Origin of the sequence: Mesorhizobium sp. L-8-10, assembly GCF_016756635.1 — a bacterium.
In the GTDB taxonomy this organism is placed as follows: domain Bacteria; phylum Pseudomonadota; class Alphaproteobacteria; order Rhizobiales; family Rhizobiaceae.
In genome coordinates this window covers 4,254,376-4,268,807 of sequence record NZ_AP023263.1, presented here as the reverse complement: position 1 = coordinate 4,268,807, position 14,432 = coordinate 4,254,376, and the positions used below count along the sequence as shown (strand labels likewise).

Genomic DNA, 14,432 nt, shown 5'->3' with positions numbered 1-14,432 from the left:
CGGCGTCGGACATCCGGGAGGAGGAGTAGATGACCGACAGGTTCAGATTTAGTTCGGGCCATCCGATATTGCAACGCACAATTTTTCATATCGCCTTTGCGAAGATGGCGGATCGGGCAAGGCGCCCCTTCCCGCGCGGCCCTTTATGCCCACATTGGCAATGCTCGTCGCGGTGCGCTACGGACTTGCCAGTACGAATCAAGCGGCATTGGAATCGGCATGGGCAAGACACTCGCCTCCTTCGCCTTCGTGGCCGTCATGGCCGCCCTGCTCATGGCACTCAGCCTGGCGGTGTCGCGGCACGGCTATCCGTTCGGCGCCATAGGCGTGAAGCGGCTGGATATGATCGCCGATGCCGGCACGTTCCTGCCGCTGGCGGCGGTCTACTTCCTGGCCGCGCTGCTCATGATGCTCCTGCCGATCCGGGCTGCCGGCTTCGTCTTCACCGCTGCGGAGGCGATCCACTGGACCGCCTTGGTTCTGTTCGCGACCATCGTCGGCGGCCTGGCCGCGCGCTGGGCCTTCGGCCAGGGCGACGCCTTGTGGGCGCTGTGGAACTGGCGCTTCCTGTTCGTCGCGGCGATCGTCGGCTGCCACCTTGCGATGGACGATTTCCGGCGCAATGTCCTGCTGCGCAGCCTGTTCGTGGTCGTCTTTGCAGGGGCAACGCTTGCCTGCCTGTTCTGGTCGTTTACGATCTGACGACCGTCACAGCTCCACGTATCGGTAAGGACGCGGGGCGAAGCAGCGTTCAAAGGATCGCGATCGGCGTATCTCACAATTTCTGAGCACAACCGGTCGTCCGGAATGTGAGGGAGTTCCCTTATTTCAGAACGTCCACGCGACCGACGTTGATGTAAAGCTCCCGGAAATCGCGGTCGATCCTGCCGGTCAGCCGTACAGGGGTCTTGGATGTAACCCTGCGGTCCCGCCATCGAAGCCGCTCGACTTTGACGCGTATCTCCCCGGTTGCGTCGCGAAACAGGTAATAGCGATCGCGCAGGTGCTTGACGACGAAACCCTTCACGGTGACATCCTGCCCTCGGCGCGCCGTCAGGGCTTGTTCAACCGTAGTGATTTGCTGGGAAATGCTCGGCCCCGCGAACTGCGCGGATGCGCTGCTCGCCAGCAAAGCCGACAGGAAGAACATCACGAGAATTTTTTTCATTGCCGATGCTCCAAAGCCCGCAATCCCATACCGCCAAAAGATGAGCAGGCAGCATCTATACAACAGCGGATTGCCGGTTCAGTGTCTAGCATTCGATTCGCTATCGAGGGAAGGCGATCGTGACCACCGCGGAACTCATCTTTCTATTCCTGCAGTTCACGATACCGACGGCGATTGCGAACTATGTCGCCCACCTATGGCTCAAGAAGAGCAGCGGCGACGCTCTCCTTGCCTATGTGATCGGCGGAGCGGTGGCAGCCGTGGTATATGTGGCGATGAGCATGTATTGGAACTCCCTCAGCGCAGGCGGCCAGCCATGATGCGGCTTGATTTCAGACGCCTTCTTCTAAGCAGCGTTTACGGCTGTATCATTGCCGTGGTGGCCGCCTGGGTCGGCTATATGCTCGACGGCCAGTATTCGCTCATGGCCATCATTGGCGGTGCCGCGTATGGCCTGACAGTTGCCTTCGTCGTGGAAGGCGGCGGGCGCCCCAGGGCACCAACCGCCCGCGGGTGAACGCAGCTGCTTCATCCTCTTCGGATGGATCGTCCTGAATTGCCGCGACGCGTCGACCTTCATCGCGTCCCTGGAGAACCACCGGGCGCGCATCCACTGCAACAACAACTCGACCGCCCCGGGGACGCCTACCGTATGAGCAACGTGTGGCAGACGATCTTCTGGGACTGGGAGCCAATCGGCCTGCGCTAACTACGTGTTCGCCTACCCAATTCACTATGAGAGGCAAGAAGAAAATGCTGTGACGTATCGTTCGACACGGTTGCGAAAATCGCAACAAGGGGCCACTGTGCTGAGAACGGGAGGTGGTTGCAGCCACCTCCCGCCCTTCCGGGGAGCCAACTGGTACGCGAGGGCCTGCCGCCTAGAGTCGTTGTTGGCGACGCGGCGGGTCCTCATCTAGCACCAAGGAACTTACATCAGAGCAGAGAGCGCTGCGCCGCGCATTCACGGGAAACGTGCTCCTGTCCACAACTAGTTCTGTTCCTGGTGCGTTCTCTTTGGCGGGCTACAACCAGTTCTTCCGACCCATCGGCGGCGCTTTGACGCCTTCACATCGCAATTGGTCGCTGCCTGATTCGAAACGCTTACGGTTTCCGTGACGCATGTCGCGGTGGCGCGGACAGGCACCGTTCGTCTTATGCGGTTTGCAAAGCCCACATGCCGCGATCCGCGGGCGCTTTCGCTTGTGATGCACTCGAACCTCCGAAAGTCGGTGCGCCCCGATGGCGCACGCGCATCCGCGGAAGGTGGAGGAAGAGGAACGCCATGGGCTAGACTAGCGAGACGGGGTTGCGGTGGGGTCAAGGTTGAGGCGAGGTCAATCTAAGCGCCCGTGCATTTTGCGATGCGTTGGGCGTTCTGGATCGCGATGACCTCGCCCTTATGCTGCGCGACCACGCCTTCCTTGTCGGCGCCGGACAGGCTGCTCATGGGAACGCCGATCAGGAAGACACCTACAGCATCTCCGATGACGGCTTGGCGCTGCTGCGCTTCGGCCGCCGCCAACGCAGTCGATGACTTCTGCTTCTCGGCGGCGAGGTGGCGGTAAGTCAGCCCGGAATAGGCATCACCGGCATCGTCATCGGCGTATTGCTTTCCGGGTTCTTGGCGCATCCGACAAGTGCCGCAGCTACGACACCAAACTTAACAATCCTGAGTTTCATGGAAGCCACCCTACACCCGGAGAGATTAAATCAAATCAAACGACCGGTTGAACTGTCGAGAGGGCATCACCGGCAAGCTAGAGAGCCCTACCATTGATGATGTTGGACTGGATTTCACAAGGCGTGGCGACTCGCCATCGGAGCCACCAACTCAACTACCAGCCCTTGAAAAGATTGGTGGGTGTGCACAGGATCGAACTGTGGACCCGCTGATTAAGAGTCAGCTGCTCTACCAACTGAGCTACACACCCACGGCCGCTTTGAAACGGCGAATGGCGGGCATATAGCCATAGCCGTCCGGCCTGTCTAGCCACGACGTGCTGTTTTTTCACAAGGCGCCGAACAGCGCTTCACACGAACAGGCTGCCCTCCGCTGTCCTGACGGCGTTGCCGCCGATGCGCGCCGCGGCGATGCCGCCGCCCTCGATGTCGAGTTCCAGCCGGATGCGCGAGGGGCGCCCCATCTCGATGCCTTGTTCGATCCAGTAGCGCGCCGGCCCGTCCACCGGCCGGTCGAAATGATGGATCACGCCCGCAAAGGCCGCGGCCGCGGAACCGGTCGCCGGGTCCTCGTAGCCGGGACTGCCCGGTACGAACATGCGGGCATGGAACGCACTGTCCTTCCCCACCGTCTCACGCGTGTAGACATAGGCGCAGGCCGGCGCGCCATTGTCGCGGGTGGGCGCGAGGTCGAGCCAGGCGCTGCCGTCGAGGACCGCGCGGCCGGCCGCCGCGAGAGAGGCGACCGGCACGGTGATGTAGGGCACGCCGCCGGACCAGAGGCCGACGCGGTGATTCTCGAAGCCGATCTCCTGCGAATCGAGGCCGAGTGCCGCTCCGATCGCATCGGGCTCGGCCGAAAGCGGCAACTGCTCCGGCAGGCGGGGCAGGTCGAACTCGGCAAAGGCCGGGCCGCCATCCTGTTTCACCGCGCAACGGATCGGCCCGACCTTCTCCTCCAGCACCAGGATGCCTGTACCGCGCTCTCCCGCCTCGGCAGCCGCTTCGGCGAGTGCGATCGCCGTCCCGACGGTCGGATGGCCGGCGAAGGGCATCTCGTAGTGCGGGGTGAATATCCTGACATTGGCCCGGTGTCGCGGATTGACAGGCGGCAGGACGAAGCTTGTCTCGGAAAGGTTGAACTCTCCCGCGATGCGCTGCATAGCCGCATCGTCCAGCCCCTCGGCTTCAAACACCACGGCAAGAGGGTTTCCGGCCAGCACCTTGTCGGTGAAAACGTCGTAGACCGCGTATCTGCGCTTCGGCATCGTGATTTCTCCTTCGCCCCCATCATGCCGCAAAGAGAACATGGGCGAAATTTAATTTGAATTCGGCTGCGTCAGACATGATGTGTCCCTTATAGGGATTCTATTGAGCGCTTGGGGAGGTCCACAATGGACCAGGTCGTCAATCGCCCGCGCACAGAGAGCGTCGCGGCCATGGAGGCGGCGCTCGGGCTCGACCACAAAGGGCGCGGGCGCAAGCACCGTCGCTTGTGGCACTGGCTGGCCGCCGGCGTGCTGGTCGTTGGCGCCGCCTATGGCGGTTATCACTATTTCGGCAGGCCCTCGCCGGTGCCGGCCTTCGCAACAGTGCCTGCCGAGCGCGGCAGCCTCACCGTCGAGGTCTCGGCCACCGGCACGCTCCAGCCCCTCACCCAGGTCGACATTTCGAGCGAACTGTCGGGTGTCGTCCGCTCGGTGGCCGTCAACGAGAATCAACGGGTGAGCAAAGGCGACGTGCTCGCCGCACTCGATACGACCCGCCTCGCCGCCCAGGTCGAGCGTGGCGAGGCCTCGGTCAAGGCGGCCGAAGCCAAAGTCACGGACGCGAAGACGACGCTGCAGGAGACCGAGCAGGCCTTCGTCAGGACGAACCAGCTCACCGGACGCGGCATGGCCACCACCCAGGCCCTCGACGCGGCGACCGCGGCACGCGACCGCGCGGCGAGCGCCGTCGCCAGCGCCGAGGCCAATCTCGCCATTGCCGTGGCCGAGCTGAAACTGCAGCAGGCCGACCTCGCCAAGAGCACGATCTACGCACCGATCGACGGTGTCGTCCTGACCCGCTCGGTCGATCCCGGCCAGACCGTCGCTTCGTCGCTGCAGGCGCCGGTGCTCTTCGTCATCGCCGCCGATCTCGCGAAGATGGAGCTGAAGGCTGCCATCGACGAGGCCGACATCGGCACGGTGAAACCGGGCCAGACGGCGAGCTTCACCGTCGACGCCTTCCCCGGCCGCATCTTCGACGCCGACATCCGCGACATCGCCTATGCCTCCGTGACCACCGAGGGCGTGGTGACCTATGACGCGCGGCTCGATGTCGACAATGAGGAGTTGCTCCTGCGTCCGGGCATGACCGCGACCGTCTCCGTGGTCACCAAACAGGCGAACGACGTCATCACCGTGCCGAGCGCCGCCTTCCGCTATCGCCCGCCCGTGACCGAGCGCCGCTCCGGCTGGAGCCTGCAAAACCTTTTCATGCCGCGCATGCCGCGCGGCATGGGCCAGCGCCAGCGCGACACCGCGCCGGCAGGGATGCGCACGCTTTACGTCCTGGAGGACGGACAGCCCAAGCCAGTGCGGGTCAAGACCGGCTCGACCGACGGCGAACTGACCGAGATCGTTTCGGGTCTCGAAGCCGGCGATCCCGTCATCACCGGCAACACGCCGGCAGCCGCTGCACGCTGATGCCGGCCGCCGCGGAGCCGCTCGTCACCTTCGACAAGGTCTGGAAGACCTATGGCGACGGTGAAGCCAGGGTCCAGGCGCTTGCCGGCGTCGACCTTGCCATCGGGCGCGGGGAGTTCGTCGCCATCATGGGGCCGTCCGGATCCGGCAAGTCGACGGCCATGAACATCATCGGCTGCCTCGACACACCGACGGCGGGCCGTCACGGCTTCCTGGGCATCGACGCGGGGCGGCTGGATCGCGGCCGCCGCGCCACGCTGCGCAACCTGCACATCGGCTTCGTCTTCCAGGGCTACAATCTACTTGCGCGCACGACGGCGGTCGAGAATGTCGAGCTGCCGCTGATCTATCGCGGGGTCGGCGCCGCCGAGCGCCGGTCGCGCGCCCTGGAGGCGCTGGCCCAGGTCGGGCTTTCCGGCCGCGCCGATCACACGCCGGCGGAACTTTCCGGCGGCCAGCAGCAGCGTGTCGCGATCGCCCGCGCGATCGTGACGAAGCCCACCCTGCTCGTCGCGGACGAGCCGACCGGCAATCTCGACACGGCCCGCAGCCATGAGATCATGGACCTGCTGACGGGTCTCAACCGAGATCTCGGCCTGACTGTGGTGATGGTCACCCATGAGCCCGACATCGCCGCCTATGCCGGGCGCACCGTCGGCTTCCTGGACGGACATGTCGAATCCGATACCGCCGACAGCGAGGCGGCCTGATGCTTTACGAGACCGTCAAGCTCGCCCTCGGTTCGGTCAGGCGCAATGTGCTGCGCTCGATCCTGACGCTGCTCGGCATCGTCATCGGCGTGGCGGCGGTCATCGCCATGATCACCATCGGCAGCGGCACGACCGAGAAGGTGAAGTCGGATATCTCCAAGCTCGGCAGCAACCTGCTCGTCGTGCGCGCCGGGCGGCCGCCGCAGCCCGGCTCGCCGCCGGAGCGCGCCATCCGTGCGCTGGACGAGAAGGATGTCGCAGCGCTTGCGCATGGGTTGGAAGGGGCCCGCGCCGTTTCGGCGGCGTCGCAGAAGACGGTGCGCGTCGTCTACGGCACGGAAAGCCTTTCGGTCTCCGTCACCGGCACCGACCTCGATTATTTCGACGCGCGGGACTGGACGGTGGCCTCCGGCCGCGCCTTCACCGAATCCGAGGTCCGTGGCGGAACGGGCCTGTGCCTGCTCGGCGAAACCGTGCGCCGGCAGTTCTTCGGCGCGGGCGACCCGGAAGGCATGACGATCCGGGTCGGCAAGATGAGCTGCAAGGTCATCGGGCTTCTGGGACCGAAAGGCTTCTCCGGATTCGGCCAGGACCAGGACAATGTGGTGCTGATGCCGCTGACGGCTTTCCAGCGCCGCGTCGCCGGCAACCGCGACATCGAGACGATCTATGTCTCGGCCGACGAGGCCACGCCCACGAGCATGCTGCAGGACCGCGTGGAGGACATATTGCGGGACTCGCGGCGCATCGCGCCCGACCGGGAAGACGATTTCTCGGTGCGCGACATGACCCAGGTCGCAGACGCCATGGCGAGCGCGACCGGCGTGATGACCGGCATGCTGGGCGCCGTCGCTGCCGTCAGCCTCCTGGTCGGCGGCATCGGCATCATGAACATCATGCTCGTCTCGGTCACCGAACGCACGCGCGAGATCGGGATCAGGCTGGCCATCGGCGCCCATGAAAGGCACATCCTCGTCCAGTTCCTGGTCGAAGCGACGGTGCTGTCGCTGTTCGGCGGCCTCATCGGCATCGCGCTCGGCCTCCTCATCGCCGGCCTCGCGAGCTGGACGCTGACGATCCCGTTCAGCCCGAGCCTTGCCGTGATCCTGCTCGCGGTCGGCTTCTCCGCCCTCATCGGCATGGTGTTCGGCTTCTTCCCGGCGCTGCGCGGCGCGCGCCTCGACCCGATCGAGGCGCTGCGTCACGAATAGTACCAGCGGTCGACAGGATCGACCGCTGGAGCGCGCGACCGCGTGGCCCACGCCCGTCAGAGCGCCGCGCGTCCACTTGCACGCGGAAAGGACGCTCCGCCACTATTAGGAGGCGCATCGTGCTTTCCGAACCGAAGGTCAGCGCAGCAAAAATCGAGTACGATTTTCGGGCCGATGCGGCAGCGCGAAAGCCAAGCGGGCCGGATGCGCCGCGCCGACGATCGAGGCCGGGTGGGTGCGCAGCATCCGCCCACTGGATATGTCAGGCGGGTTTCAGGGTCCGCGCCACCAGGTGCTTGACCGTCAGCCCCTGGACGATGATCGAGAAGAGCACCACGCCATAGGTCACGGCCAGAATGGTCGGCTTGGCCTCGCTGTCGGGCAAGGACAAGGCGAGCGCGACCGAGACGCCTCCGCGCAGGCCGCCCCATGTCAGGATGGGGATCGCCCCGGCCGCGAATTTCTGCCGGAACGACAGAAGCGAAATCGGCACCGTCACGGAAACCAGCCTGCCGAACAGGACGATCGGAATTGCCGCCAGGACCAGGAGGAGATGGCCGCCCTGGAAATGCAGCACCAGAACCTCGAGGCCGATCAGCAGGAAGAGCACCGAGTTGAGGATCTCGTCGATCACTTCCCAGAAGGCGAACAGATGGTCCTTCGCCTTCATGCTTATCCCACCTCCTGCGCGGCTGCCGATCAGCAGGCCAGCGACGACCACCGCGATCGGTCCCGACATGCCGTAACGCAGACAGACGGCATAGGTCGCGACACAGACGCCGAGCGAGATCAGGATCTCGACGATACGGTCGTTTATCGCAGCCATGGCGCGGCAGGCGATCCAGCCTGTGGCGAGGCCGAACAGCGCCGCGCCCGGAGCCTGCTCCGCCAGGACTTCCGACACGGTGTCGAAGCTGAGGTCCTGCGGAACCTGGTCCGGCGAACCGAGCGCGAACGCCAGCAGCGCGCTGAAGGCCACGACGGCCACGCCGTCGTTGAACAGGGATTCACCTGCGATCTTGGCTTCGATCGATTCGGGCACGTCGGCGGATTTGAGCAGGCTGAGTACGGCCACCGGGTCCGTAGGCGAGATCAGCGCCCCGAAGACCAGGGCCCAGGGCATCGAGAGTTGGAAACCGAGTGCCCGGGCGGCCAGCCAAAGGCAGACGGCGATCACGACGGTCGAGATGACGACCCCGATGCTCGCCATCAGCGCGATCGCCCACTTCTGGTTCTTCAGCGGGCGCAGGTCGACATGCAATGCTCCGGCGAAGAGCAGGAAGGCGAGCATGCCGTCCATGATGGTCGAGTAGAAGTCGATGCTGCCGATGGCATGGGTCATCCGCGCTCCGATCCCGAGATCCGGCAGGAGGCGGTGCATGCCCAGAAGGAATATCGACGAGGCTAGCCCCATCAGCAGCAGACCGATCGTATGCGGCAGCTTGAAGAAGCGCAGATTGATCCAGCCGAAAATGGCGGACAATGTGAGCAGGAGGGCTGCAATCTCGAAAATCGAAACCATGGGCGTCGTCGGGCTCGCGTGGGACGGGGACGCAACGCTGCCGCTGCGCCCAAAGCATGTATCCCGAAAGCAGCGCTTTCGGGGAAAAGACATGCGCCAAATCAAGAACCTACAGCGTGTCGCGTAAACGTGAACCCTTTTTCACGCGACATGCTGGAGGGCATGCGCCGCTGCCCAGATCAGGACACTGGCTCCTCGCCCCGCATGAGAGGGCGGCCATGCCGCGCTGTCTGGCGGCGGCCGGCCGGTGCGGCCGAAACCACGACCCCGGCGACGGCGCAAGCCTGCGAAACGGAGCATATCGTGTAGGAAACGGGCATTCCACACTCCGGCATTCTGGTGGAGGCGCGATCTTGCCGCCGCGAAAGCGGTGGCAATGTGAAGGCGTTAGCCGGAATGCGGATTGGCGAAATGCCAGGCGACCAGCGGCACCATATGGGGCGAAAGCCCGGCGGGCAGGTCCGTGGCATTGCGTATGATCACCGGTCCCTCGATCTCCGGTTCCGCTTCGGTCGCTACGAATTCACGGATCTGAGCGGCCAGGGTCTCGGCTTCATAGTCGAGGAAGTAGCGCCGGAAGATCACCGTGCCGCTTTCGAGCGAGATGAAATAATGCTGGTCCTCGCGTCGGGCGCCGTCGATCGAAAGCCCTGTTTCCTCACTGAGTTCACGCGCCATGTTGAAGTGAAGATCGACCTTGCCTTCCGGAAAATCCTTGGGCTCGAACGAACCCGCGGCGAAATAGACGCTGCCGGGGCTCGCGGTGTGAGCGCCCATGCGGATCGCCACCAGCGCATTGTCGGCGGCGACCAGCATGGCATGGGCAAAGGCGTGCTGCGCCGTGTCGATCGAGCGGCGGCGGCGCCAGTGCATGAAGGTGGCGAAGCGGATCGCATGGCATTTGCCGACCATGCGCCGTCCCGAATAGGACAGGGATGAAAGCAGGACCATCGTGCCGTCGAACAGTGCCGGATTGGCGGCGACCTCGGTCCGCCAGTTATCCTCGATGGCATCGAGGTTCTGCGCCTCGTAAGGATGCGGCTCGGCGTCGAGGCGCACATCGACGGCGTCGACGGGCAGGATCGCGTCCATGGGAATGTCGAACATGAGAAGACCCCGTTGTCAGGCGATGTCGAGGGTGACGGCGACCGGGCAATGATCCGAGGCCTTGGGACGATCCCAGCCGGCGCGTGGATAACGCTCCACTTCCTGCCCCGGAGGAAAGACGGTGCGCCAGGGCTGGCCGCCGCGGACGATGTCGGGAACCGCAGCCTCGTTCCGTCGCGCCATCGCGGGCGACAGGAGGATGTAGTCGAGCTGGCACAGATGCCGCTCCTGCGGGCCGCGTGTGTGGTAGAGCGTCCAGCGGTCGATCTCGGGGCGCCGTTCCACCACATTCTCGCAGAACCCGTCGGCCAGGAGCACATCCAGGCATGACCGGGTTTCGTTCACCACATCGAAGCGATGGCCGGAATAGGCATCGCCGCCGATCACGACACGCTGCCGATAGTCGTTCAAGTCGCCACAGATCATCCAGCGCTTGCCGGCGGCATGATCCCTGCCGAACCGGTTCTCGATTATCCTGCGCACGGCCGTCGCCTCGGCGACGCGGATCGGCATGGTGGCCTCGCGTCCCGGCACGCCGTCGCGCGGCCCTCCCATGGACTTGAAGTGCACGGCATAGATCGTCAGAGGCGCGCCGCCGACCCGCAGGTCGATCTCCAGGCAATCGCGGCGGAAGATGCGTTCATAGGCCTCGTTGCCCAGTGCCGCGAGCTCGGGCGTGTGCAGGCCGAACTCCTCGTAGGTGACGTGCGCATGGCTGGTCATGCGCACGAACTCGATCGGTTGGCCGTGGGCGGTCTCTTCGCGCATCATCACGGCGACGTCGATGCCGCGGCTGTCATTTCCGGTCGAGACATATTTGTAGCGATAGCCCTGCCCCACCATCTTGAAGAGGTAGCCATATTCGAAGGCGTTCAGGGCCTCGAGATTGTCGACCTCCTGAAGGCAGACGAAGTCGGCGCGGGTTTCCGCGATGGCGAGCGCCGTCAATTGCCTGGTATCGTCGGTGTGGGCTATGGCGCGCGCCTGTTCGAGCTGCTTGTATTCGGCCTCGTTCCTGATCTCGAACAGCGACAGCGTCCTGTCCTGATTGAGCTGGTTGCGAAAGCCCGAGAAATCGAACCGGCGCATGAGGTTTTCGACATTGAAGGTGGCGAGGCGCAAGGACATGGCGGCGAAGCTTTGCCTGCAACCGGCGCCAAATGCAATGCATGTGGCCCGCGCCTGCAACCCGTCCGTTCATTGGACGTTCACTGAAGGGTTCATATCATGCCTTGATGAGGGTGCATCGTCGCCTTCCGACACACGCGTTTCAGCGCGAGGAGACGGAACATGAAACGGATCTTGTCGCGTCTTGCCCTTCTGGGCATGGTCGCGGCCGGCACGCTCGGCGCCGGCGTGTCGACATCCTGGAGTTGCGCGCCGGGCAGCACGGACTGCTCCATGACCGAGAACGGATGGCGCGGGGATTGGTCCGGCCGGCCTGATGTCGGCGGCGGACGCCCCGACCGGGGACCGGGTCCGGGCGCGGGCCGACCAGATTGGAGACCGGACCCGGGCGGCGGCAGACCCGATTGGAGACCGGATCCGCGCCCCGGCCGGCGACATGAGTGGAAGCAGGACAATCGTCCTGGCCGGCCCGACTGGCGCCCGGACCGCGGCCACGTTCCGCGCTACGACCGGCATCGCCGGCCCGGGGATGATTCCGGCCGCTGGCGCGAACGCGAGTGGCGGCGCGACGATTGGCGCTACCAGCCGAACGTCGGCGTGTATTTCGACTACTATGTCGACCGCTGGCCCGGCTACGACGACGGCTATTATCAAGACCCCCGGCCGCGCTATCGGATAAGAATGTCCCAGGCGCATATCGAATGGTGTTCCGCGCGATATAGGACCTATCGCGTCTCCGACAACAGCTTCGCGCCGACGCGGCACACGCGCCGCCAGTGCATCTCGCCCTACCGCTGATTCGTCGGTCGACGAGACCGGCCGTTGGAGCCCGCGACTGCATGGGATCCGACGACGTGCAAATCCCGGCGCCGACCCCTGCCGGAGCCGCGCTCGTTTCGGTCTCGAACAAAGTCTTTACCAGTCGCGCCGCATGGTGACGGCGGCGGGTCGCTGCAGCTTGCGGTTGGCCGGGGAGAAAGGACCGATGACCGCTCCGGTGGAAAACGAAAGCAGGCGCGAACACAGGCAGCGTGTCCTCAAGGGCGCCTCGATCCTCAACGGGATCTCGTTCTCCGAAGTCAAGTGCACGGTGCGTAACCAGCACGCCAACGGAGCCGAGCTACGGGTGCCGGTCGACGCCCGGGTGCCGCAGGAGTTCCTGCTCTATGTGCCGGTCGACGGGACCGGCTACAAATGCGCGCTGCGCTGGCGCAAGGCTGACCGCGTCGGCGTCAAGTTCCTGGGCACCGAGCCCAAGCCGCACTGGCATTACGGGTAATGGTCCAGCAGCGGACGGATGCTGCGCGGGTCTGCGGCAGCTATGTGCTGCCTTTCCAAGGCAGCACATAGTAGCCGGGGCCGCAAGGAAAGTCCGCGCCGCCACGCCCGAAGGGCGGCAGGGCGGCGCGCCAGATCCTAAGCAGACTTTCGTTGGCAAGCCAACGAATCGCCTGCTTAGATTCCTGTTTTGCCGCAGTCTCTCGCCGCAAAACCGCGGAACACTTTTGCGGAACCTGCTTAGTTCTTGGCCTTGTCGACCAGCTTGTTCTTGGCGATCCACGGCATCATGCCGCGCAGCTTCTCGCCGACCTGCTCGATCTGGTGGCTGTCGTTCAGGCGGCGGATGCCCTTGAAGCGGGCGAGGCCCGAACGGTATTCCTGCATCCATTCCGAGGTGAACTTGCCCGTCTGGATGTCCTTCAGCACGCGCTTCATCTCGGCCTTGGTCTCGGCGGTGATGATGCGCGGGCCGGAGACATATTCGCCCCATTCGGCGGTGTTCGAGATCGAGTAGTTCATATTGGCGATGCCGCCCTCATAGATGAGGTCGACGATCAGCTTCACCTCGTGCAAGCACTCGAAATAGGCCATCTCGGGCGCGTAGCCGGCTTCCACCAGCGTCTCGAAGCCGGCGCGGATCAGCTCGACGAGGCCGCCGCAGAGCACGACCTGCTCGCCGAACAGGTCGGTCTCGCATTCCTCGCGGAAGTTCGTCTCGATGATGCCGGAACGGCCGCCGCCGACGCCGCAGGCGTAGGAGAGCGCGAGGTCGAGCGCATTGCCGGACGGGTCCTGGTTGACCGCGACAAGGCACGGCACGCCGCCGCCCTTCTGGTACTCGCCGCGCACGGTGTGGCCCGGGCCCTTCGGCGCGACCATCAGCACGTCGACGGTGGCCTTCGGCTCGATCAGGCCGAAATGGACGTTGAGGCCGTGGGCGAAGGCGATCGCCGCGCCGTCACGGATGTTGGGGGCAATCTCGTTCTTGTAGATGTCGGCCTGCAGCTCGTCGGGCGTGGCCATCATCATCAGGTCGGCCCATTTCGCGGCATCCGCGACCGACAGCACCTTGAGTCCGTCGGCTTCGACCTTCTTGGCGGTCGGCGAACCGGCCTTGAGACCGATTGCGATCTCCTTCACGCCGGAATCCTTGAGGTTCAGCGCATGCGCCCGGCCCTGGCTGCCATAGCCGATGATGGCGACCTTCTTGCCCTTGATGAGATTGAGATCGGCGTCGCGATCGTAATAGACACGCATCCTGATGTTCCTTCCTTGATGATCAGAGGCCGGTGTCCGCCGGCCCTTCTTTTGCTCCGCAAAGAGCGAGGAACTGCTTCGTCGCAAGGGCCGCGTCGCGACCGATCTCCGCCGCAGTCATCTTCAGCCGGTCGCCGAGAAGCAACCGGATCTGCACGTCCCGGGCGACGAGCCCGAAGAATGTGCGGAATGCCGTTTCGGTATCCTCGAAGCGGAGCAGGCCCGCCTCGCGCCCCGCTTCCAGCACGGGTTTCAGCCGCCGCCCCATGGCCAGGCGGCCATTTTCGAGCACGATCGCGCCGAGATTGGTTCGCCCGGAGCCGGCATGGCTGACGGCAAGCCTGTTGAGCGCGATCGACGTCTCGCTCGAAATGACCGACAGCCAGCCCGCCGCGAACTGTTCCAGGCTGACGGTCAGCGACGCGAGATCTATTCGCGACCGGTCGAGCGGCGGCACGCGCACCTTCGAGGCCTGCCACTGCACGGTCGCCGTCAGCAGTCCGTCGCGGTCGCCGAACCATTTGTAGAGCGTCTCCTTGGAGCAGCTGGCGCGCCTGGCGACCGCCGCCATGGTGACGCCGTCGCCTTCCTCGACCATGACGGCGAGGGTGGCGTCGAGCACGTCCTGCTGGCGCGCCGACAGTTCCATCCCTTGCCCTTCCAGAACCGTCTGCA

General features: G+C 64.7%; 16 protein-coding genes and 1 tRNA gene. 8 read left to right on the top strand and 9 right to left on the bottom strand.

The window, feature by feature from the left end; translation table 11 throughout:
* Nucleotides 1-219: 219 nt before the first annotated feature.
* Complete coding sequence (locus tag JN280_RS19710; protein WP_202304417.1) at nt 220-702, top strand: hypothetical protein; 483 nt, start codon at nt 220-222, stop codon at nt 700-702.
* A gap of 121 nt (nt 703-823) precedes the next feature.
* Here the strand turns inward: JN280_RS19710 and JN280_RS19705 are convergent, their stop codons facing one another.
* Nucleotides 824-1,168 (bottom strand): YgiW/YdeI family stress tolerance OB fold protein, encoded by a 345-nt coding sequence (locus JN280_RS19705; RefSeq protein ID WP_202304415.1) that lies wholly within the window; start codon nt 1,166-1,168, stop codon nt 824-826.
* Nucleotides 1,169-1,287: 119 nt separating this feature from the next.
* Between JN280_RS19705 and JN280_RS19700 the strand changes: the two genes are divergently transcribed.
* Together JN280_RS19700 and JN280_RS19695 are read left to right on the top strand one after the other, a co-directional pair.
* A complete protein-coding gene (locus tag JN280_RS19700; RefSeq protein ID WP_202304413.1) occupies nt 1,288-1,488 on the top strand; it encodes a hypothetical protein in 201 nt (66 codons plus the stop codon).
* The gene (locus JN280_RS19695; protein ID WP_202304411.1) at nt 1,485-1,685 is read left to right on the top strand and encodes a hypothetical protein; all 201 of its coding nucleotides are present in this window, start codon (nt 1,485-1,487) and stop codon (nt 1,683-1,685) included. The genes JN280_RS19700 and JN280_RS19695 overlap by 4 nt, the downstream gene beginning before the upstream one ends.
* A gap of 825 nt (nt 1,686-2,510) precedes the next feature.
* On the opposite strand, the gene JN280_RS19690 is transcribed toward JN280_RS19695, so the two are convergent.
* The 3 genes from JN280_RS19690 to JN280_RS19680 all read right to left on the bottom strand — a co-directional run bounded on the left by JN280_RS19690 (nt 2,511) and on the right by JN280_RS19680 (nt 4,119).
* Nucleotides 2,511-2,801: a hypothetical protein gene (locus JN280_RS19690; protein WP_244741771.1), complete on the bottom strand. Its 291-nt coding sequence runs from the start codon at nt 2,799-2,801 to the stop codon at nt 2,511-2,513.
* 225 nt (nt 2,802-3,026) lie between these two features.
* Nucleotides 3,027-3,102 (bottom strand) — tRNA-Lys (locus tag JN280_RS19685).
* A 99-nt stretch (nt 3,103-3,201) separates the two neighbouring features.
* Nucleotides 3,202-4,119, bottom strand: coding sequence for a PhzF family phenazine biosynthesis protein (locus JN280_RS19680; RefSeq protein ID WP_202304409.1), 918 nt, complete (start codon nt 4,117-4,119; stop codon nt 3,202-3,204).
* A 126-nt stretch (nt 4,120-4,245) separates the two neighbouring features.
* Here JN280_RS19680 and JN280_RS19675 point away from each other — a divergent pair, with 126 nt between their 5' ends.
* Genes JN280_RS19675 through JN280_RS19665 form a run of 3 tightly spaced genes read left to right on the top strand, consistent with a single transcriptional unit; the run spans nt 4,246 to nt 7,462 of the window.
* The gene (locus tag JN280_RS19675) at nt 4,246-5,541 is read left to right on the top strand and encodes an efflux RND transporter periplasmic adaptor subunit (RefSeq protein ID WP_202304407.1); all 1,296 of its coding nucleotides are present in this window, start codon (nt 4,246-4,248) and stop codon (nt 5,539-5,541) included.
* On the top strand, nt 5,541-6,251 hold the full coding sequence (locus JN280_RS19670; RefSeq protein ID WP_202304405.1) for an ABC transporter ATP-binding protein: 711 nt from the start codon (nt 5,541-5,543) through the stop codon (nt 6,249-6,251). The genes JN280_RS19675 and JN280_RS19670 overlap by 1 nt, the downstream gene beginning before the upstream one ends.
* The gene (locus JN280_RS19665; protein ID WP_202304403.1) at nt 6,251-7,462 is read left to right on the top strand and encodes an ABC transporter permease; all 1,212 of its coding nucleotides are present in this window, start codon (nt 6,251-6,253) and stop codon (nt 7,460-7,462) included. Before JN280_RS19670 ends, JN280_RS19665 begins: the two co-directional genes overlap by 1 nt.
* Nucleotides 7,463-7,724: 262 nt before the next feature.
* Here the strand turns inward: JN280_RS19665 and JN280_RS19660 are convergent, their stop codons facing one another.
* The 3 genes from JN280_RS19660 to JN280_RS19650 form a co-directional block, all read right to left on the bottom strand.
* Nucleotides 7,725-8,984, bottom strand: a complete 1,260-nt coding sequence (locus JN280_RS19660; protein WP_202304401.1) for a cation:proton antiporter — start codon at nt 8,982-8,984, stop codon at nt 7,725-7,727.
* Nucleotides 8,985-9,371: 387 nt separating this feature from the next.
* A complete protein-coding gene (locus JN280_RS19655) occupies nt 9,372-10,091 on the bottom strand; it encodes a hypothetical protein (protein WP_202304399.1) in 720 nt (239 codons plus the stop codon).
* 15 nt (nt 10,092-10,106) lie between these two features.
* On the bottom strand, nt 10,107-11,219 hold the full coding sequence (locus JN280_RS19650; RefSeq protein ID WP_202304397.1) for an endonuclease/exonuclease/phosphatase family protein: 1,113 nt from the start codon (nt 11,217-11,219) through the stop codon (nt 10,107-10,109).
* Nucleotides 11,220-11,381: 162 nt separating this feature from the next.
* On the opposite strand from JN280_RS19650, the gene JN280_RS19645 reads away from it, so the two are divergent.
* Complete coding sequence (locus JN280_RS19645) at nt 11,382-12,017, top strand: BA14K family protein (protein WP_244741768.1); 636 nt, start codon at nt 11,382-11,384, stop codon at nt 12,015-12,017.
* Nucleotides 12,018-12,204: 187 nt separating this feature from the next.
* Complete coding sequence (locus JN280_RS19640; RefSeq protein ID WP_202304395.1) at nt 12,205-12,498, top strand: PilZ domain-containing protein; 294 nt, start codon at nt 12,205-12,207, stop codon at nt 12,496-12,498.
* Nucleotides 12,499-12,737: 239 nt separating this feature from the next.
* Here JN280_RS19640 and ilvC read toward each other — a convergent pair whose 3' ends face one another.
* The gene (ilvC, locus tag JN280_RS19635; RefSeq protein WP_446720668.1) at nt 12,738-13,844 is read right to left on the bottom strand and encodes a ketol-acid reductoisomerase; all 1,107 of its coding nucleotides are present in this window, start codon (nt 13,842-13,844) and stop codon (nt 12,738-12,740) included.
* Nucleotides 13,780-14,406, bottom strand: coding sequence for a TetR/AcrR family transcriptional regulator (locus tag JN280_RS19630; protein WP_202314901.1), 627 nt, complete (start codon nt 14,404-14,406; stop codon nt 13,780-13,782). The genes ilvC and JN280_RS19630 overlap by 65 nt, the downstream gene beginning before the upstream one ends.
* Nucleotides 14,407-14,432 lie beyond the last annotated feature (26 nt).